Raw genomic sequence first — 18370 nt, 5'->3', positions numbered from 1 at the left:
TGGGGTCTGGGGCGGAGCCCCGGCTTCGGCAGGGCCCCGCCGCAGGCGGCCGCGTCGTTACCTCAAGAACGCCGCCGCGACCCCCGCGTCCACCGGGATGTGCAGCCCCGTCGTATGTGTGAGCTCACCACCCGTCAGAGCGAAGACAGCGTTCGCCACATGCTCCGGCAGCACTTCCCGCTTCAGCAGCGTCCGCTGAGCGTAGAACTCGCCGAGCTTCGCCTCCTCCACGCCGTACACGGCGGCCCGCTGCGCACCCCAGCCAGACGCGAAGATCCCGGACCCGCGCACCACCCCGTCCGGGTTGACGCCGTTGACCCGAATGCCGTGTTCACCCAACTCGGCAGCCAGCAGCCGCACTTGGTGCGCCTGGTCGGCCTTGGTCGCGGAGTAGGCGATGTTGTTCGGGCCCGCGAAGACGGCGTTCTTCGAGGCGATGTAGACGATGTCGCCGCCCAGACCCTGCGCGATCATCACCCGGGCCGCCTCCCGCGAGACCAGGAAGGAGCCGCGCGCCATGATGTCGTGCTGGAGGTCCCAGTCCCGTGCCGAAGTTTCCAGCAGCGGCTTGGAGATGGAGATTCCGGCGTTGTTGACCACCAGGTCGACCCCGCCGAACGCGAGCAGCGCCTCCCGGAAGGCCGCGGCGATCTGCTCCTCGTCCGTCACATCCACCGCGACCGCGACCGCCTTGTCCGGCCCGCCCAGCTCCTCGGTGACCGCCGCCGCGTTCGCCGCGTTCAGGTCGGCGACCACGACGCACGCGCCCGCCGCCACGAGCCGGTGCGCGATCGCCTTTCCGATGCCGGATCCGGCGCCCGTGACCAGCGCGATCCGCGTGGCCAGGGGCTTCGGTTCCGGCATCCGCCGCAGCTTGGCCTCCTCCAGCTCCCAGTACTCGATGCGGAACTTCTCGCGCTCCTCGATCGGCGCGTACGTCGAAACCGACTCCGCGCCCCGCATGACATTGATCGCGTTGACGTAGAACTCGCCCGCCACCCGCGCGGTCTGCTTGTCCTTGCCGAACGAGAACATGCCGACACCGGGAATCAGTACGATCGCCGGGTCCGCGCCCCGCATCGCGGGCGAGCCGGGCTCCGCGTGCCGCTCGTAGTACGCGCGGTACTCCTCGCGGTATGCGGTGTGGAGTTCCTTCAGCCGGGCGATCGCCTCTTCCTGGGGTGCGGACGCCGGTACGTCGAGCACCAGCGGCCTGACCTTCGTACGAAGGAAGTGGTCCGGGCAGCTGGTACCCAGCGCGGCCAGCCGTCCGTGCTCGGCGCGGGAGAGGAAGTCCAGGACGGTGTCGGAGTCGTTGAAGTGGCCGACCTGCGGCCGGTCGGCGGACGCGATGGCCCGAACGTGCGGGGCGAGCGCGGCCGCCCGCTCGCGGCGTTCGGTGGCGCCCAGCGGCTCGTACCCCGCCGACACCGGGCCGAAGGGCTCGGGCCGGCCCCGCTCGGCGAGGAATGCCTCGGCGGTGCGGATGATGTGCAGCGAGTTCGCCTCGCACTCCTCGGACGTCGCACCCCAGGCCGTGATGCCGTGCCCGCCGAGGACGCAGCCAATGGCCCGGGGACTGGCCTCCTTGACCGCGGCGATGTCCAGGCCGAGCTGGAAGCCGGGCCGCCGCCAGGGCACCCACACCACCTGCTCGCCGAAGCACTCGGCGGTGAGCTTCTCGCCGTCGGCGGCGCAGGCCAGGGCGATGCCGGAGTCGGGGTGGAGGTGGTCCACATGGGCGGCGTCGACGAGCCCGTGCATCGCGGTGTCGATCGAGGGGGCCGCGCCGCCCTTGCCGTGCAGGCAGTAGTCGAAGGCGGCGACCATTTCGTCCTCGCGGTCGACGCCCGGATACACCCCCGTCAGCGCGCGCAGCCGGTCGAGGCGCAGCGCGGCGAGCCCTTCCGCCTTGAGCGTGCCCAGGTCGCCGCCCGAACCCTTGACCCACATCAGCTCGATGCCGGTACCGGTCACGGGATCGACGGCGGTGCCCTTGGCCGACGTATTGCCGCCGGCGTAGTTGGTGTTGCGCGGATCGGCTCCCAGCCGGTGCGAGCGCTCCAGCAGCCCATCGACCGCTGCCTGCGCTTCATGGTGCTGTGCCATACGGATCACGCTCCCCATCCGGCCTGGGTCCCACCCACGCGCTCGTCGATGATCTTCTGGGCCCAGCCCGAGCGATGGTACGCCGCCATCGGATCGGCATCGATGCCGATTTCCTCGCGCACCTCGGCGAGCAGCGGCCGGACATCGGTGTTGTACGCGTCCATCAGCACCGCGTTGGCGGCCAGCACGTCTCGCGCCGCCTGAGCTTCGCCGAGCGCGCCGGCGTCCACCAGCAGGGCCTTGGCGGTGGCCTCCTGGACGTTCATCACGGAGCGGATGATCGCGGGGATCTTCGCCTCGATGTTGTGGCACTGGTCGAGCATGAAGGCCACGCCGGAGCCGGAGTCGAAGCCGCCGCCCCGCACCACCTCGTACATGATCCGGAAGAGCTGGAACGGGTCCGCCGCCCCGGCCATCAGATCGTCGTCGGCGTAGAAGCGCGAGTTGAAGTCGAAACCGCCGAGCTTTCCCTCCCGCAGCAGCAGGGCGACGATGAATTCGATGTTCGTGCCGGGCGCGTGGTGCCCGGTGTCGACCACCACCTGCGCCTTCTCGCCCAGCTTCAGGCAGTGGGCGTACGCCGTGCCCCAGTCCGGCACGTCCATGGTGTAGAAGGCGGGCTCGAAGAACTTGTACTCGATCAGCATCCGCTGGTTCTCGCCCAGCCGTTCGCAGACGGCGGCCAGCGCCTCCGCGAGCCGGTCCTGACGGGCCCGGATGTCGTCCTGACCCGGGTAGTTCGTGCCGTCGGAGAACCACAGCTTCAGATCGCGGGATCCGGTGGCGTCCATGATGTCGACGCATTCGAGCAGATGGTCCAGGGCCTTGCGGCGCACGGCCGGGTCCGGGTTGCAGACGCTGCCGAGTTTGTAGTCGTCGTCCTGGAAGACATTGGAGTTGATCGCCCCGAGCCGCAGGCCGCGCTCCTCGGCGTACTTGGCGAGCTCCGTGTATCCGTCGGAGGAGTCGCACTTGTCCCAGGGGATGTGCAGGGCGACGGTCGGGGCCACTCCGGTGTGTTCATGGACGCGGGCGGCGTCGTCCAGTTTCTCCCGCGGGGTACGGGGGACGCCGGGCTGCGCGAACACCTTGAAGCGGGTGCCCGAGTTCCCATAGGCCCAGGACGGCGTCTCGATGGCCTGTGTCTTGAGGGCTGCCTTCACGGTGGAGACGTCCGGTCGGGTCGTCATCGTCAGCGCTCCTGTGTGCCGCACGGATGTGTGAATCGTTTCATTGAGCGAGAAGTTATGGGGAGTGGCATTGCCTGTCAAGGGCCTGAAATGGGATAACGGCGCTCACATTACAAATTGAGCAAGCGGGGATGCTTTCCGGTGCAGACCCATTGACGGAGTCCGCACGGCACGTCTAGCTTCCGAGAACCTCGTTGAAACCTTTCACGGCCTGGCCGCTGTAGCCGCCGTTGAGGAGCTCCCCATGAACCAGCCCGACAAGGGCGCAGTGCCCGTCCTGGCACTGAAGGACGTCTCCAAGTCCTTCGGTGCGGTGCGGGCCCTGCAGGACGTGTCCCTCCAGCTCTTCGCCGGAGAGGCTCACGCGCTCGCCGGAGAGAACGGCGCCGGCAAGTCCACCCTCATCAAGACCCTCGCCGGAGTGCACCGGCCCGATGCCGGCGCAGGACCCTGCCGCAGCCAGGTCCGCAACCTCGCCAAGCAGCTCGGCCACAAGGGCGAGTTCGCGATCCTCTCGGCCACGCAGAACGCGACCAACCAGAACGCCTGGATCGACTTCATGAAGGACGAGCTGAAGAAGCCCGAGTACAAGGACATGAAGCTGGTCAAGGTCGCGTACGGCGACGACGACGACCAGAAGTCCTTCCAGGAGACCCAGGGCCTGCTCAAGGCGCACCCGAAGCTGAAGGGCATCATCTCGCCCACCACCGTCGGCATCGCGGCCGCCGCCCGCTACATCAGCTCCTCCTCCTACAAGGGCAAGGTCGTCGTCAACGGCCTCGGCACGCCCAACCAGATGCGCAAGTACGTCAAGGACGGCACGGTCGAGCAGTTCGCGCTGTGGAACCCGAAGGACCTCGGCTACCTCGGCTACCTCGGCGCGTACGCGGCGGCGGCGCTGGCCTCCGGGCAGATCACCGGCGCCGAGGGCGAGAAGTTCAAGGCCGGCAGGCTCGGCGAGTACGAGGTCGGCAAGGACGGCGAGGTCATCCTCGGTTCGCCGGCCGTCTTCGACAAGAAGAACATCGACGAGTTCGACTTCTAGACGGGACAGGAAGGTACGAGCACATGCAGCGCGTCTGCTTCCTGCTGAAGGTCCGTCAGGACCGCATCGACGAGTACCGCGAACGGCACGCGGCCGTCTGGCCCGGCATGCTCGAAGCTCTCTCGGCCACCGGCTGGCACAACTACTCGCTCTTCCTGCGCGACGACGGTCTGCTCGTCGGTTACCTGGAGACCGAGGACTTCGCCAGGGCCCGGGCCGCCATGGCCGCCACGGACGTCAACGCCCGCTGGCAGGCGGAGATGGGTGAGTTCTTCGAGGCGCTCGACGGCGACCGGCCCGATGAGGCCATGACACCGCTCACCGAAGTGTTCCACCTCGCCTGACGGACCCCTCGAAGAACCGGAGAGACCGATGAGACGACCCCTGACCGTCGCGGCAGCCGACGCCGTGTTCACCGCCGTATCCCTGCCCGGTACGACAGCGCAGGCGGCCGGTCCCGCCCCGGCGGTCAGTGCGGACCGTCTCGGCGCCGGCGGCTCCTTCCCCGAGCTGCAGGCGCTGAACTTCCGGGACGGCGGTCCCGGCCGGACCAGGGACGGAAAGTACCGGCTCATCGCCTCCGAAGGTAAAGTGGTCGGCGGCCCGCTGCTGAAGACCGGCAACACGACGTCACGCGTCGAATTCGGCTGCGACCCCGGTGAACGGACCGACGCGTGGAGCGCGAGCGGTGTCGCCCACCACTGGGCGCTCGCCAGGGGCGGTCTTCTGCCCGACCTGCGCGCGCTGGCCGGTCTGACCGGACTGGAGCTCGTGGAGGTCTCTGCCTGATGGCACAGTCGGTGGGTATCAAGGACGTCGCCCGGCTCGCCGGGGTGTCCGTCGGCACGGTATCGAACGTCATCAACCGGCCGGAGTCGGTGACAGAGGAGACGCGGGCGCGTGTCCTGGCCACCATCGACCAGCTGGGCTACGTACGCAGCGAGTCCGCCCGCCAGTTGCGGGCGGGGCGCAGCCGGATCATCTCCCTGCTGGTGCTCGACATGGCCAACCCGTTCTTCGTGGACGTGGCCGCCGGCGCCGAACGCGCCGCCCGGGAGGCCGGGCTCGGGGTGATGCTGTGCAACAGCGGCCAGAGCGCCGCTGAGGAGAGTGAGTACCTCGGCCTCTTCAGTGAGCAGCGGGTGCGGGGCGTACTGATCACTCCCGTGGACCCCACCGGCCGTAATCTGCGGGCCTTCAAACGGCACGGCATCCCGTACGTGCTCGTCGACCGGGTGGCCCCCAGCACCGAGGGGTGCTCCGTCTCCGTCGACGACGTCACGGGCGGAGCCCTGGCCGTACGCCATCTCATCGCCGAGGGCCACACCGAGATCGCGTACGTCAGCGGGCCCCTGCACCTGGGCCAGTGCCAGGACCGGCAAGCCGGCGCACTTCAGGCGCTGGCCGAGGCCGGTCTGCCGGCCGGCCGGCTGCGGGTGATCGAGGCCGAGCGGCTCGACGTGGCGGCGGGGCGCGACTCGGGCGCCCGGCTGCTGGGCATGGCGTCCCGCCCGACCGCGGTGTTCTGTGCGAACGATCTGCTCGCGCTGGGGGTGCTTCAGGCGCTGTACGGGGCCGGGGTGAGCGTTCCCGACGACGTGGCCCTGGTCGGCTATGACGACATCGAGTTCGCCTCGGCGGCCGCTGTGCCGCTGACCTCCGTACGCCAGCCGGCCTTCCAGATGGGGCGGATGGCCAGCGACCTGCTCATCGAGGAGACCGGCGACGCGGCGGACACGCACCAGCACCAGCGGATCGTGCTCCAGCCCGAGCTGGTGGTGCGGGATTCGTCGTTGTCACGCCGCCGCGGGAACCGGGCGTCCGGCGGGATCCGGCGGGGCTGATGCCAGGCCGTCGGCGTGATCCCTACCACCCTCAGGGTTGTCAGGTGGTCGTCGCGCGGGCCTTTTGGTAGATGTCCGGGATGCCGTCGTGGTCGTCGTCGCGGTTCTCCTCTTCGTACAGGCGCCGGTAGAGGGCGTTGCGGCGTATGACGAGGAGGGCGGCGAGGCCGGCTGCGACGAGTGAGCCGATGAGTACGGCGGCCTTGATGCGTTCGGCTTCGGCGGGATCCGGGAAGGCCAGTTCGCCGACGAGCAGGGCGACGGTGAAGCCGATCCCTGCCAGCACGGCGACCGCGAAGACGTCCGCCCAGGCAAGGTCTGGATTCAGGCGGGCCCGGGTGAAGCGTGCGGCCAGGTAGGTACCGGCGAAGACGCCGACGGTTTTTCCGACGACCAGGCCCAGGACGACACCGAGTGGTTCCGGCTGGGTGAAGACCTCGCCGACCGATGCGGTCGACAGGCCCACTCCCGCGGCGAACAGCGCGAACAGCGGCACGGCGACACCTGCGGAAACGGGGCGCAGGAGATGGGCTGTGCGTTCCCCGGGGGAAGTCTTCTCCCGCTGACCCGGGTCGTGGGTGGCTCGCAGGATGAGGCCCATGGCGACGCCGGCGACGGTGGCGTGCACGCCGCCGTTGTACATCAGGGCCCAGATGACGATGCCGAGCGGTACGTACCACCACCAGCCCGTGACGCGGTTGCGCTGGAGCAGGTAGAAGACCAGCAGGCCCGCGAAGGCACCGGCGAGTGCGGTCAGGTTGAGGTCGCTGGTGAAGAAGACGGCGATGATCAGGATGGCGCCGAGGTCGTCGACGACGGCCAGGGTCAGCAGGAATGCCCTCAGCGACGCGGGCAGGTGGGTGCTGAGTACGGCGAGTACGGCGAGGGCGAAGGCGATGTCGGTGGCCATGGGCACCGCCCAGCCGTTGAGGCTGCCGCCGCCCGCGGCTGCGGTGACGGCGTAGAAGGCGGCGGGTACTGCCATGCCGCACGCGGCGGCGACCACGGGAAGGATCGCGGTCGCCGGTTTCTTGAGCTCGCCCACCACGAGCTCGCGCTTGAGCTCGATACCGGCGACCAGGAAGAAGATGGTGAGCAGTCCGTCAGCGGTCCAGTGCTGGATGGACAGGTCCAGCCCGAGGGCGGGGATGCCGAAATGGAGGTGGCGTATGTGCTCGTAGGCGTCGCTCCACGGCGTATTCGCCCAGACGAGCGCTACCAGGGCGGCGGCGAGCAGTACGAGCCCGCCCACGGTCTCTGTCCGCAGGGCCGCGGTGACCGCCATGCGCTCCGGCAGGGGGAGCAGGCCGAGGAAGGGGGAACGGTCGCGCGGGGCATCAGCCATGGGAAAGGGGCCTCCGGTGCATCGGCTTTTGGGCATAGGGCCCCTAATCGCCGACCAGACTTCCCGGCACACCCCGCGTCGTGTCGACGCGTCCTCGGCACCCTAACCGCAGACATCGGGTTCCGGCCAGACCGGCCGATTGCCGTCGACCTGCCGCGTCGGCGCGGCACCGTTCTGTTCGTTCAGCGGAGGCTCAATTCCAGATAACGGTCTTGTTTCGTTCGCTGGGACTTTCGACTGCTACTCACTGTTATGTGATTTGAGTCACTAAAGATCTTGTAAAGGCGTGGTAGAACTGCGCAACTCCGCAGGTGGCACCCCCCTCGCCGCGCTGCGGAGTGCCGGCACGCACCGGCAGCATGACCAGGGTGATCACCGTCCGGGTCCGCGGACGTCTCATCCAGGGTCGCCGATCGGACAACGGCGTTCGCTCAAGCCAGCACCAACCGGTGCACTCCTCCCGTGCTCCGGCCCTGCGCCATCGAGGTAGCCACTGTGTCACTCGACTCCATCACCAAGTCCGTCGACGAAGCCGTCAGCGGCTTTTTCGAGCCCATAGCCAACTGGCTCGTGGAAGTCGTCTTCTACGCCACCCCTGTCGGCGGCACCGATCTGCCCCTCATCGTCGCCTGGCTCGTAGTCGCCGGTCTGGTCTTCACCGGCTGGTTCGGGTTCGTCCAGGTGCGCAAGTTCCGCCTCGCCGTGGATGTGGTGCGCGGGAAGTACGACGAGAAGGGGTCGGCCGGTGAGGTCAACCACTTCCAGGCCCTGACCGCCGCCGTCTCCGGCACGGTCGGTCTCGGCAACATCGCCGGTGTCGCCGTCGCCGTGTCCATCGGCGGCGCCGGCGCCACCTTCTGGATGATCCTGTGCGGCCTGCTCGGCATGGCCACCAAGTTCGTCGAGGTCACCCTCGGTGTGAAGTACCGCGAGGTGCACGCCGACGGAACTGTCTCCGGCGGCCCCATGCACTACCTGCCCAAGGGCCTCGCCGAACGCTTCGGCAAGAACGGCAAGACCCTCGGCAAGGTCCTCGCGGTCCTCGCCTCCTTCATGATCTTGTTCTTCGGCCTCTTCGGCGGCAACCTCTTCCAGGTCAACCAGAGCTACGCGCAGCTCGTCTCCGTCACCGGCGGCGATGAGGGCCTCATGGGCTCGTCCGCGGGCGCGCTGTTCTTCGGCATTCTGGTCGCCGCGCTCGTCGGCATCGTGCTCCTCGGCGGCATCCGATCCATCGCCTCGGTCACCAGCAGGCTCGTCCCGGCCATGGCCGGCCTCTACATCGCCGCCTGCCTGGTCGTCATCCTGGTCAACGTCACCGCGCTGCCCGCCGCCATCAGCACCATCATCGAAGGCGCCTTCAACCCGCAGGGTGTGGCCGGTGGTGTGCTCGGCGCCCTGATCGTCGGCTTCAAGCGGGCCGCGTTCTCCAACGAGGCCGGTCTCGGCTCCGCGCCGATCGCCCACTCCGCGGTCAAGACCAAGCACCCCGCCAGCGAGGGCCTGGTCGCCCTGCTGGAGCCGTTCATCGACACCGTCGTCATCTGCACGATGACCGCGCTGACGATCGTCATCGCCGACCCGGCCAGCTGGGCCGAGGCCCGCAAGCCGGGTGCGACCATCGAAGGCGTCACCATCACCTCCGACGCCTTCGGCACGGTGATGCCCTGGTTCCCGTACGTCCTCACCGTCGCGGTGATGCTCTTCGCCATCTCCACCGTGCTCACCTGGGGCTACTACGGCCTCAAGGCCTGGACGTACCTCTTCGGCCGCAGCAAGGCCAGCGAACTCACCTACAAGGTGATCTACACCCTGTTCGCCGTAGCCGGTTCCCTGCTGACGCTGCAGACCCTGATCGACATGGCCGACGCGGTGCTGTTCATGCTCGCGGTCATCAACATCATCGGCCTGTACCTGCTCGCCCCGGTCGTCAAGCGCGAACTGAACTCCTTCCTGGAGTTCGTCCGCGCCCGCAAGGCAGGCGAGATCAGCGACGCCGACGAAGACGAGGAGCCGGTGAAGACCACCGTCTGACCGCCCCGGCGGCCCGGCTCCTGAGCGGGCCCGTACACACCTCGCGCCTTGGTGTGTACGGGCCCGCTCACCTTTGTGTCAGCCGACCCGGCCACCTTCCGAGCGAAGCTGTGTGTCGGCCCACGTGTCCGGGCCAGTACCCGAGCGCCTCGTGCGTCACCTGGCATCCGGCCCGGAGGGAGAAAAGGGCACAAAGGGGGGCAATGTGTGCGTGCGCACTGGCGCGGCACGGTCGTGGGTCCTGCGATGAGGGAGAGATCAGTGAGGCATGACGAATTCCTGGCTCGGGTGCGCGAGCGTGGCGAGTACGCGAATCAGGGCGAGGCCGCACAGGTTACGACGGCCGTACTGGAGGTTCTCGCCCACCGCATCACGCCCGGTGAGGTCAAGGATTTGGCCGCCCAGCTGCCGGCGCCGCTGAAGGGGGCGCTGCAGACCGACGGGGAGAGGCGAGCCGAGTCCTACGGTGTCGAGGAGTTCTACCGACGTGTGGCAGAGCGGACCGGGGCTCGTCCTCGCACCGCTCAGTGGGACGCCAGCGCGCTGCTGAGCACGCTCGCCGAAGCGGTTTCACCCGGCGAGCTCAACCAGATCATCAGCCAGCTTCCCTCCGGCTACGCAGTCCTGTTCGGGAAGCCCGATCTGAGCGACTAGAGCATGCGTGAGCCCTGCGGCCTGGCGTCAGCCGCAGGGCCGCCCGATGCTCATCGCCAGACCGACCCGTCCTCGCGCCAATCGTCCATGGGCATCGCCGCGGGACGCCGCGCGCCGTTGATCAACTTTGTTCCTGATAGAAGGAAACGCGATGGCACGGGTCGTGCTGGAGGGCGGCGATATCGTCGTCCGCTGATCGACGAGCCGAGCGAGGAGGACGCCGTCTCCATCCTCCGCGGCCTGCGCGAACGCCTGGAGATCTTCCACGGCGTGAAGATCCGGGACAGCGCCCTGGTCGCCGCGGTCACGCTCTCCCACCGCTACATCTCCGACCGCTTCCTGCCCGACAAGGCCATCGACCTCGTCGACGAGGCGTGCGCCATGCTGCGTACCGAGATCGACTCGATGCCCGCCGAACTCGACGAACTCACACGGCGAGTACGGCGCCTGGAGATCGAGGAGGCCGCCCTGGCCAAAGAGGAGGACCACCCCGCCAGGCAGGCCCGCCTCGGGGAGCTGCGCAAGGAGCTCGCCGACGCCCGCGCCGGGGCGGACGCGCTGCGCGCCCAGTGGGAGGCCGAGCGCCAGGCCCTGCGCAAGGTCCAGGCGCTGCGGAAGGAACTCGAACGCGTACGGTACGAGGCCGAGGAGGCCGAGCGCTCCTACGACCTCAACCGCGCGGCCGAGCTGCGGCACGGCCGGCTGCCCGAACTGGAGCGGCGGCTGCAGGCCGAGGAGGAGCAGCTGGCCACCAAGCAGGGCGGTCACCGGCTGCTGCGCGAGGTGGTCACGGAGGACGAGATCGCCTCCATCGTGGCCCGCTGGACCGGCATCCCCGTCAGCCGCCTGCTGGAGGGTGAGCGGCAGAAGCTGCTGCGGCTGGACGAGATCCTCCACGAGCGGGTCATCGGCCAGGACGAGGCCGTCCAGCTGGTGGCGGACGCCGTCATCCGCGCCCGGTCCGGCGTCAAGGACCCGCGCAGGCCGATCGGGTCGTTCCTGTTCCTGGGGCCCACCGGAGTCGGCAAGACCGAGCTGGCCCGCACGCTGGCGGCGGCGTTGTTCGACACCGAGGACAACATGATCCGCCTCGACATGAGCGAGTACCAGGAACGTCACACGGTCAGCCGCCTCATGGGCGCCCCACCCGGATACGTCGGCTACGAGGAAGGCGGGCAGCTCACGGAGGCGGTACGCCGCAAGCCGTACTCCGTGGTGCTGCTGGACGAGGTGGAAAAGGCCCACGCGGACGTGTTCAACACCCTGTTGCAGCTGCTCGACGATGGCCGCCTCACCGACGCCCAGGGCCACACCGTCGACTTCCGTAACACCGTGGTGGTGATGACGAGCAACATCGGCTCTCAGCACCTGCTGGAGGGAGTGACGCCGGACGGCGAGGTCAAGCAAGAGGCGCGTGCCGCGGTCATGGGGGAACTGCGCCGGCACTTCCGGCCGGAGTTCCTCAACCGCGTCGACGACGTGGTCCTCTTCAAGCCACTGACGCTCCCGGAGATCGAACGCGTCGTCGACCTGCTGACCGAAGACGTGCGTCACCGGCTGGCCGACCGCCGCCTCAGCCTGCACCTCACCGAAGCGGCCCGCCGTCACATCGCGGCCGAAGGATTCGACCCGGTGTACGGGGCCCGGCCGCTGCGCCGGTTCATCCAGCGCGAAGTCGAAACCCGCATCGGACGCGCCCTGCTCTCGGGTGACATCGCCGACGGGTCGACGGTCACCGGTGACGTCACAGACGACCACCTGACCGTCATGTGGAGCGCCGAGGAACCGGTACCCGAGACTCCGGTGGAGGCGGCATGAGCGCAGCCGGTCAGAGCGGTGACATCGTCGGCTGCCCGGAATGCGGGCGCCGCAACAGGGTGCCCGCTGCCGCCGATGGACGCCCCAGGTGTGGCAACTGCGAGGCGCCGCTGCCCTGGATCGCCGAAGCCACCGACGACGATTTCGCCGAAATAGCGGAGAAGGGCCCGCCCTACGTCCTGGTCGACCTGTGGGCCGCCTGGTGCGGGCCCTGTCGCATGGTCAGCCCCGCTCTGGAGCAGATCGCCACGGAAATGGCCGGCCGTATCAAACTCGTCAAGGTCGACATCGACCGCAGCCCAGGGCTCAGCGCCCGCTTCGGCGTCCAGGCCGTACCCACGCTTCTCATTCTCGACCGGGGAAAGGTCATTGCCCGAAGGACAGGCGCGGCGCCCGCCCCCGCCCTGAGAGCCTGGGTGGAACAGACCGTGCGCTGAAGGCCCGTTGGGTCAGCTCGTGATTTCGATACGGCGCGGCTTCGCCTTCTCGGCCCTGGGGACGTGCACGGTGAGTACGCCGTTGGTCAGCTCGGCGCTGATGCGTTCGGCGTCGGCGTCGGCAGGCAGGCTCATCCGGTAGTCGAACTGTCCGACCCTACGGGTCTGCCGGCGAACAACGCCGGTGCGTTCTTTCTCCTTGACCTCGCCGTGGACGGCCAGCTCCGAGTCGAGAACCTCCACGCTCACCTGATCCTTGCGCAGGCCAGGCAGGTCGAGTTCGAGTACGTAGGCGTCGTCGGTTTCCTCGATGTCGCCGGCCGGCTCCCATGGAACGTCCGGGACCAGCCCACCGCCCCCGGGAACGGCGGAGGCCCACAGCCGCCCCATCCGCTCGGAAAGATCCTGGAACTCCCGGAGCAGATCCCACCGCGTGGCGGATGACTCACGGCGTGCAGCATCATGTCGATCACCCCTCCTTGTTCCGGGACCGCCAGTCCTTGACGTCACAGCTCCGGCCGACCGGAACTCTCCATCCCATTATCCGGGCCCCTCCCCGCCGGACCAGTTCTGAGCCGGAGGCGCCTTCATGACCGCGGGGACGTATTCCCCCACGAGCGTGCGCTGCCACCACGCGCGGCTGCGCCGCAGCTCGTGGCGGTCGGTGAAGCGGTAGCGGTAGAGGCGGGCACGCAGGAAAGTGGGCGGGGCGGTGGGGAACGGGTTGCCGCGCACCAGCTTGAGGGCGACCGGGTCGTTGTCGAGCAGCTTGACGAGGAACGCCGCGAACCAGGGCACCGCGTACGCGGGTGAGATCGCGGCGAACCACATCATCCAGTCGAACCGCAGGTGATAGGGAGCCACTTGCGGCGGGAGGCGGCGCACGTCACCGGGTTTGCCCCTGAATTCGTATTCCTTCCACACGGTGTCGTCGCTGATCTCCGGCTCGTCGGTGCCTTCGATGACGATTTCGTGGCGGACCCGTTCGATGCTGCCGAAGGCTCCGTAGGTATTGACCAGGTGGAGGGGGTTGAAGGAGTAGTTCATTACCTGGTGGCGGGAGAGGAGGTTGCGGACCGGCCAGTAGCTGAGCACGGCCACCAGTACCGTGACGGAAATGACCACGCCCTGGTACCAGGCCGGTGGGGCGGCGAAGGCCCGAGGTTCGGGAAGCGGCAGGACCGCGGCGGCCCGCGCGCCGTCGATCGCGGTCACCGCGAGCAGGACGGCCAGCCAGTTGAGCCACGCGAAGTTGCCCGAAGCGATGAGCCACAGCTGCGTGACGATGATGAACCCGGCGGCCACGCTCGCGACCGGTTGGGGGGCGAACAGCAACACCGGGGCGCCGAGCTGGGCGACGTGGTTGGCCGCCACCTCCACCCGGTGCAGCGGTTTGGGCAGGTGGTGGAAGAACCAGGTGAACGGACCCGGCATCGGCTGGGTCTCGTGGTGGTAGTACAGGCAGGTCAGGTCGCGCCAGCAGGGATCGCCGCGCACTTTGATCAGCCCGGCGCCGAACTCGAGGCGGAACAGCAGCCAGCTCAGCAGGAACAGCACCAGGACCGGCGGCGCCGTGTCCTCGTTGCCCAGGAAGATCGCCAGGAAGCCCGCTTCGACCAGCAGCGACTCCCACATGAAGCCGTACCAGGTCTGCCCGACGTTGACGATCGACAGATACAGCACCCAGAGCACTGCCCACATCAGCATCGATGCCCACAGAGGCACGCTGTCCGCCGCTCCTGCCGCGACAGTGGCGGAGAGCGCCACACCCGTCCACGCCACGCTCGCGAAAAAACGGTCGGAGTAATGGAGGTGGAAGATGCTGGGCGATCGCCGGAATGGCACGGCGGCCACGAAACGCGGCACCGGGAGGAGGCCGTGCTCGCCGATGAGCGCCCGGAACTGATTGACCGAACTCAAGAAGGCGACGAAGTACACCAGGGCCAGGCCCCGCTGGAACACCATCCGGCCCAGCCAGTAATCGCCGTCCGAGAACCACTCCACAGCTCCTCCTGCGGTGGTGCTGTTCCTAGTTCATTTTCTGCCTTGCCGCAGTCACTCGTGAGCCCGTTGCCTCCGCAGGACGCGAGCGACGAGGTCAGGTGCGTCAGCCATGGGTACGTGGCCGCAACCAGGCAGCGGTACGAGCCTCGCACCGGGGATCATTGCCTTGGCCCGCTCCGCCTGCCTGGGCGGCAGGAGGCGGTCCCGGGTACCCCAGGCGATGGTGACCGGCACACCGGGGATGTCCCCGCTGAACAAGCCAGGCGCCCGGCCGGCCCGCAGTATGGCCTTGAACGGCGCCGCGTCCCGCGGCATGCGCAGATCCGCCGCGGACACCTCCGGCAGCCACGGTGTGGGCCGGACGTCGAGGCCGTCGGCAGGGGCCTCCCGCTTGGAGATGTTCAACGCCGGCCATGCCACGGGCGCCTCCGGCAGCAGCCGTGCACCCTGCCGGGCTATGTTCAGCACCGCGTACGCGTACCGCCGTTCGGCGTCGCTCCAGAACCCCGTCGGCGCCAGCGCGGTCACACTGCGCGCGAGTCCGGCCTGGGCCAGGCGCAGCGCGATCAGCCCGCCCAGCGAATGTCCCGCCACGTGAGGCCGCTCCACCCCCAGGGCGTCGAACACCGCGCCCATCCAGGCAACTGTCGTCTCCAGATCACGAGGCACCGCCGGATCGAGATCGGGCGACTCCCCGAAGCCCGGAAGGTCCAGGGCGATCGTCTCGTGTCCGGTCAGCGACGGCACCACCGCATCCCATGCCTGACGGTGGTGTCCCACACCGTGCAGCAGCACCAGTGGCTCCCCGTCGCCGAGCCGCTCGTAGGCCACGGTCACCGGCACAAGACCTGTGGCGCGGCCCTCCACGAAAAACGCGTGCGGCCTGGCGGCCCGCGCCGAGGCAGGGCGCTGTCTTCGGCTGACAGCCGAGATGAGGGAAGAGGCAACAGGGATCATTCGACACCTCCACTCGCACTTCAGTCTGGCCACATGAGAAAACCTGCTACGGGTCGTGTCAATTCCCACCAGATCGCTTCTGTGCCGGAACTTGATCACGCCCGATCGGGCGGGTTCTTCAGTGCCCGCCGTTGTCCAAGCGGCGCGGAAGGGCTCCCGCCAGGCGCGCGAGGAGCGGCCCGGCGAGGGCGAGGACGAAGACGTAGGCCGTGACCAGGGGGGCGAGATCGTCGTTCATGGTGCCGACCAGGCCGATGATGACGATGGAGAACTCACCGCGCACGATGAGTGCCGTTCCGGCGCGCAGCTGACCGCGGCGTCCGACCTGGTCACGGGCAGCGGCGTACCAGCCGGTGACCACTTTGGTCGTGGCCGTGACCGCGGCCAGCGCAAAGGCCGCAGGGAGGAGCGGCACGAGATCGTCGGGGCCGACCGACAGACCGATGGCGAGGAAGAAGACCGCGGAGAAGAGGTCCCGCAGGGGACTGAGTACGGCCCGGGCCCGGTCAGCGGTCTCGCCGGTGAGGGCGAGCCCGACGATGAACGCCGCAACCGCTGCGGTGGCGTGGATGAGTTCGGCGAGTGCCGCAACGATCAGGGTCAGCCCGAGCACCCTCAGCATGAGCTGTTCGTCGTCAGGGTGGGACAGCAGCCGGCCGAGGTGATGGCCCCACCGGTAGGAGGCGGTGAAGGCTGCCAGCACTGCTCCCACCGCCGCCAGGACACCCAGTACGGCCTGCCACCAGGGGCCGCCGACGGCAAGGACGGCCAGCAGGGGCAGGTAGGCGGCCATGGCGACGTCCTCGATCACGAGCACCGAGAGGATGGCGTGAGTCTCGCGGTTTCCCAGTCGCCGCAGGTCGCCGAGGATCCGGGCGACCATGCCCGAGGAGGAGACGTACGTCGCGCCGGCCAGGGCCAGGACACCCACGCCGTTCAGACCGAGAATCCATCCGCACACCGCGCCCGGCACCGCGTTGAGCACCAGGTCGACCACGGCGGAGGGCACGTGCCGACGCAGGCTGACGGTGAACTCGGTCAGGGAGAACTGCAAGCCGAGAATGAGCAGGAGCAGCACCACACCGATGGCAGCCCCGGTCTCGACGAACTCACCGGCGGCCGGAACGGGAGCGACACCCCCCTCGCCCAGGGCCAGCCCCGCGAGCAGATAGAGCGGGACCGGCGAGAGCGTGAGACGCCGCGCCACGGCGCCGAGCACGCTGAGGGCGGCGAAAATGAGCCCGAGCTCCAACAGCAGCGTGACAGGGGTGCGCACCCTCAGCCCTGAATGATCCGGTCCACGCCGGCGATTCCCTCACGCGTTCCGATTACGACCAGGACATCACCCGCCTGGAGTGTCTCGTCCGGCGTGGGTGATGCGATCACTTGCTCACCCCGGACGATCGCCACGACCGAAGCGCCCGTCCGGGATCTTGCCTTGGTGTGGCCCAGCGGTCGACCCGCGTAGGGGCTGGCAGAGCGGACCTCGACCTGCCCGGACACCAGGCCGGGGACCTCCTTGGTCAGGTCGGCGAACCGTTCGGCGATCCGCGGCGCCCCCAGGATGTCCGCGACCGCGTCGGCCTCCGCGCTGTTCAGACGAACCAGAGGCCGACCCTCGTCGGGGTCACCACGCAGGTAGACGACCAGCTCGAAATCACCGGTCCGCTCCGCGACGATGCCCACGCGGTGCCCCTCATGATTGGTGAACTCGTACCGGATCCCCACCCCGGGCAGGAGTACCTCGGTGACATCCATGCGCTCATCATCACCGCACCGCTCTGCACAGCTCAGAATGCGCGCCTTGGCGTGTCAACGAGGGGCGAAGCGCCGCACCGCGTCCGTACGCGTCATGACGTGGTGAGGCTTACCGCGGTTGGGTCAAGCGTGTGTTCGCGGCCTTCGTGCCGGTGTCGTTGCGCCTGATCCCGCGTTGGACGTGCTGTGGAACTGAATGATGACGTTGCTGTGCCGTATGCGGATCTGCTCGGGGCACCCTGTTGAGGCGGCATGTGTGATGCGGAGAGGACGTCCTCGGCCGCGGCGGCGACCGAATCCCGTATCTGTCAGATGCTGCGCGAGCACCTGGTCGAGGTGATCGCCTCAATCCGCTCGCAGGCTGAAATGGTGCAAGTGCTGGCCCTTGATCCCCAGGGCGGAAGCCGGGCCCATGAGGCAACCGTGGGCATGGGCGATACGTGCTCGAGCGAGCCCTGAAGCGCGAACACCGCCTCCGGGTTGCCGCAGGTCATGGGGCACTCAATGCTGGGACTGTGTGTCCAGGGTCTCCATGGCTGACCGGTTCCCACTTGCTCGGCACATGCTGATGGCGCGGAGGGGAGAGGAGGGATGGCCGTGGTGATGGCGGAGGACTCACTGGGCGGGCCGTGCTGGCTGAGTCTCATGGCACGCGACCTTTCGGCCGCCGAGCGCTTCTACGGCGCCGTACTGGGCTGGACGTTTCGGCGGGGCGGTTTCGGGCGGGCGTTTTGCGTGGCCGAGGTGGATGGCGTCGCAGTGGCCGGCATCGGAGCCATGGCAGGGGAGCTTGCCGTGCCGGTGGCGTGGACGGTGTATTTCTCGGTCGCCGACGCCGATGTGGCAGTCGCCCGTACCAGGGAGCGCGGAGGCACGGTCGGAGTCGGACCCGTCTCCTTTCCGCCGCGCGGGCGGGCGGCTCTGGTCTCGGACCCAGAGGGTGCCTCCTTCGGTAGTCGGTCTCCGCCGAGATGCAGTGGACGCTGATGCCGCCACGCACGTTCGCCAACAAACGGGTGACCATCGCCGCGGCGATGGAACCCGCCTACGCCACCGCCGGCGACGCCTTCGACTACGCCCTGGCCGGCGACACCGCCCACCTGGCCGTCTTCGACGCCATGGGCCACGACACCTCCGCCGGACTGACCGCCAATGCGACGCCATCGAAGCCACCT

16 protein-coding genes and 4 pseudogenes are annotated in these 18370 nt (G+C 68.6%); 12 read left to right on the top strand and 8 right to left on the bottom strand.

All coding sequences use genetic code 11. The features are described from left to right. Positions 1 to 57: 57 nt before the first annotated feature. Positions 58 to 2109 (bottom strand): bifunctional aldolase/short-chain dehydrogenase, encoded by a 2052-nt coding sequence (locus J7E96_RS33080; RefSeq protein ID WP_215136927.1) that lies wholly within the window; start codon positions 2107 to 2109, stop codon positions 58 to 60. Between the two features lie 5 nt (positions 2110 to 2114). Further along, positions 2115 to 3299 (bottom strand): L-rhamnose isomerase, encoded by a 1185-nt coding sequence (gene rhaI, locus J7E96_RS33075; protein WP_215136925.1) that lies wholly within the window; start codon positions 3297 to 3299, stop codon positions 2115 to 2117. 244 nt (positions 3300 to 3543) lie between these two features. Here rhaI and J7E96_RS33070 point away from each other — a divergent pair. From J7E96_RS33070 to J7E96_RS33050, 5 genes and pseudogenes are all read left to right on the top strand, one after another. Continuing rightward, positions 3544 to 3741, top strand: a pseudogene (locus tag J7E96_RS33070) (ATP-binding cassette domain-containing protein); the annotation flags it as partial. Between the two features lie 12 nt (positions 3742 to 3753). Further along, positions 3754 to 4344: pseudogene (locus J7E96_RS33065) on the top strand (substrate-binding domain-containing protein); the annotation flags it as partial. Between the two features lie 23 nt (positions 4345 to 4367). Next, positions 4368 to 4688: an L-rhamnose mutarotase gene (locus tag J7E96_RS33060; RefSeq protein ID WP_215136923.1), complete on the top strand. Its 321-nt coding sequence runs from the start codon at positions 4368 to 4370 to the stop codon at positions 4686 to 4688. A gap of 28 nt (positions 4689 to 4716) precedes the next feature. After that, positions 4717 to 5133, top strand: coding sequence for a hypothetical protein (locus tag J7E96_RS33055; protein WP_374196743.1), 417 nt, complete (start codon positions 4717 to 4719; stop codon positions 5131 to 5133). After that, positions 5133 to 6188 carry a LacI family DNA-binding transcriptional regulator gene (locus J7E96_RS33050; RefSeq protein ID WP_215136921.1) on the top strand — a complete coding sequence of 352 codons (1056 nt, stop codon included), beginning with the start codon at positions 5133 to 5135 and terminating at the stop codon, positions 6186 to 6188. The genes J7E96_RS33055 and J7E96_RS33050 overlap by 1 nt, the downstream gene beginning before the upstream one ends. Before the next feature lie 40 nt (positions 6189 to 6228). On the opposite strand, the gene nhaA is transcribed toward J7E96_RS33050, so the two are convergent. Then, positions 6229 to 7533 (bottom strand): Na+/H+ antiporter NhaA, encoded by a 1305-nt coding sequence (gene nhaA, locus J7E96_RS33045; RefSeq protein WP_215136920.1) that lies wholly within the window; start codon positions 7531 to 7533, stop codon positions 6229 to 6231. A gap of 495 nt (positions 7534 to 8028) precedes the next feature. Here nhaA and J7E96_RS33040 point away from each other — a divergent pair, with 495 nt between their 5' ends. The 4 genes and pseudogenes from J7E96_RS33040 (at position 8029) to trxA (ending at position 12476) form a co-directional block, all read left to right on the top strand. After that, entirely contained in the window at positions 8029 to 9567 is a 1539-nt protein-coding gene (locus tag J7E96_RS33040; RefSeq protein WP_215136918.1) for a sodium:alanine symporter family protein, read from the top strand. Positions 9568 to 9828: 261 nt separating this feature from the next. Beyond that, a complete protein-coding gene (locus tag J7E96_RS33035) occupies positions 9829 to 10221 on the top strand; it encodes a DUF2267 domain-containing protein (RefSeq protein ID WP_215136916.1) in 393 nt (130 codons plus the stop codon). A 192-nt stretch (positions 10222 to 10413) separates the two neighbouring features. Continuing rightward, positions 10414 to 12039: pseudogene (locus J7E96_RS33030) on the top strand (ATP-dependent Clp protease ATP-binding subunit); the annotation flags it as partial. Then, positions 12036 to 12476, top strand: coding sequence for a thioredoxin (gene trxA / locus J7E96_RS33025; protein ID WP_215136912.1), 441 nt, complete (start codon positions 12036 to 12038; stop codon positions 12474 to 12476). The pseudogene J7E96_RS33030 and the gene trxA, both read left to right, overlap by 4 nt. 12 nt (positions 12477 to 12488) lie before the next feature. Here trxA and J7E96_RS33020 read toward each other — a convergent pair whose 3' ends face one another. The 5 genes from J7E96_RS33020 to J7E96_RS33000 form a co-directional block, all read right to left on the bottom strand. Next, a complete protein-coding gene (locus J7E96_RS33020) occupies positions 12489 to 12866 on the bottom strand; it encodes an Hsp20/alpha crystallin family protein (RefSeq protein WP_215136910.1) in 378 nt (125 codons plus the stop codon). Between the two features lie 150 nt (positions 12867 to 13016). After that, positions 13017 to 14480 (bottom strand): lipase maturation factor family protein, encoded by a 1464-nt coding sequence (locus J7E96_RS33015; RefSeq protein WP_215136908.1) that lies wholly within the window; start codon positions 14478 to 14480, stop codon positions 13017 to 13019. Between the two features lie 51 nt (positions 14481 to 14531). Continuing rightward, positions 14532 to 15317, bottom strand: a complete 786-nt coding sequence (locus J7E96_RS33010; RefSeq protein WP_308296249.1) for an alpha/beta fold hydrolase — start codon at positions 15315 to 15317, stop codon at positions 14532 to 14534. 238 nt (positions 15318 to 15555) lie between these two features. Next, positions 15556 to 16713, bottom strand: coding sequence for a cation:proton antiporter (locus J7E96_RS33005; RefSeq protein ID WP_215136904.1), 1158 nt, complete (start codon positions 16711 to 16713; stop codon positions 15556 to 15558). Between the two features lie 2 nt (positions 16714 to 16715). Then, positions 16716 to 17195: a cation:proton antiporter regulatory subunit gene (locus J7E96_RS33000; protein WP_215136902.1), complete on the bottom strand. Its 480-nt coding sequence runs from the start codon at positions 17193 to 17195 to the stop codon at positions 16716 to 16718. 252 nt (positions 17196 to 17447) lie between these two features. Here J7E96_RS33000 and J7E96_RS32995 point away from each other — a divergent pair, with 252 nt between their 5' ends. From J7E96_RS32995 to J7E96_RS32985, 3 genes and pseudogenes are all read left to right on the top strand, one after another. Next, on the top strand, positions 17448 to 17654 hold the full coding sequence (locus J7E96_RS32995) for a hypothetical protein (protein WP_215136900.1): 207 nt from the start codon (positions 17448 to 17450) through the stop codon (positions 17652 to 17654). Between the two features lie 132 nt (positions 17655 to 17786). Further along, entirely contained in the window at positions 17787 to 18182 is a 396-nt protein-coding gene (locus J7E96_RS32990) for a VOC family protein (RefSeq protein ID WP_215136899.1), read from the top strand. Next, positions 18152 to 18370: pseudogene (locus tag J7E96_RS32985) on the top strand (stage II sporulation protein E); the annotation flags it as partial. The gene J7E96_RS32990 and the pseudogene J7E96_RS32985, both read left to right, overlap by 31 nt.

This window comes from Streptomyces sp. ISL-96, from assembly GCF_018614035.1.
Lineage (GTDB): Bacteria > Actinomycetota > Actinomycetes > Streptomycetales > Streptomycetaceae > Streptomyces.
This window is presented reverse-complemented; position numbering and strand designations above follow the sequence as displayed.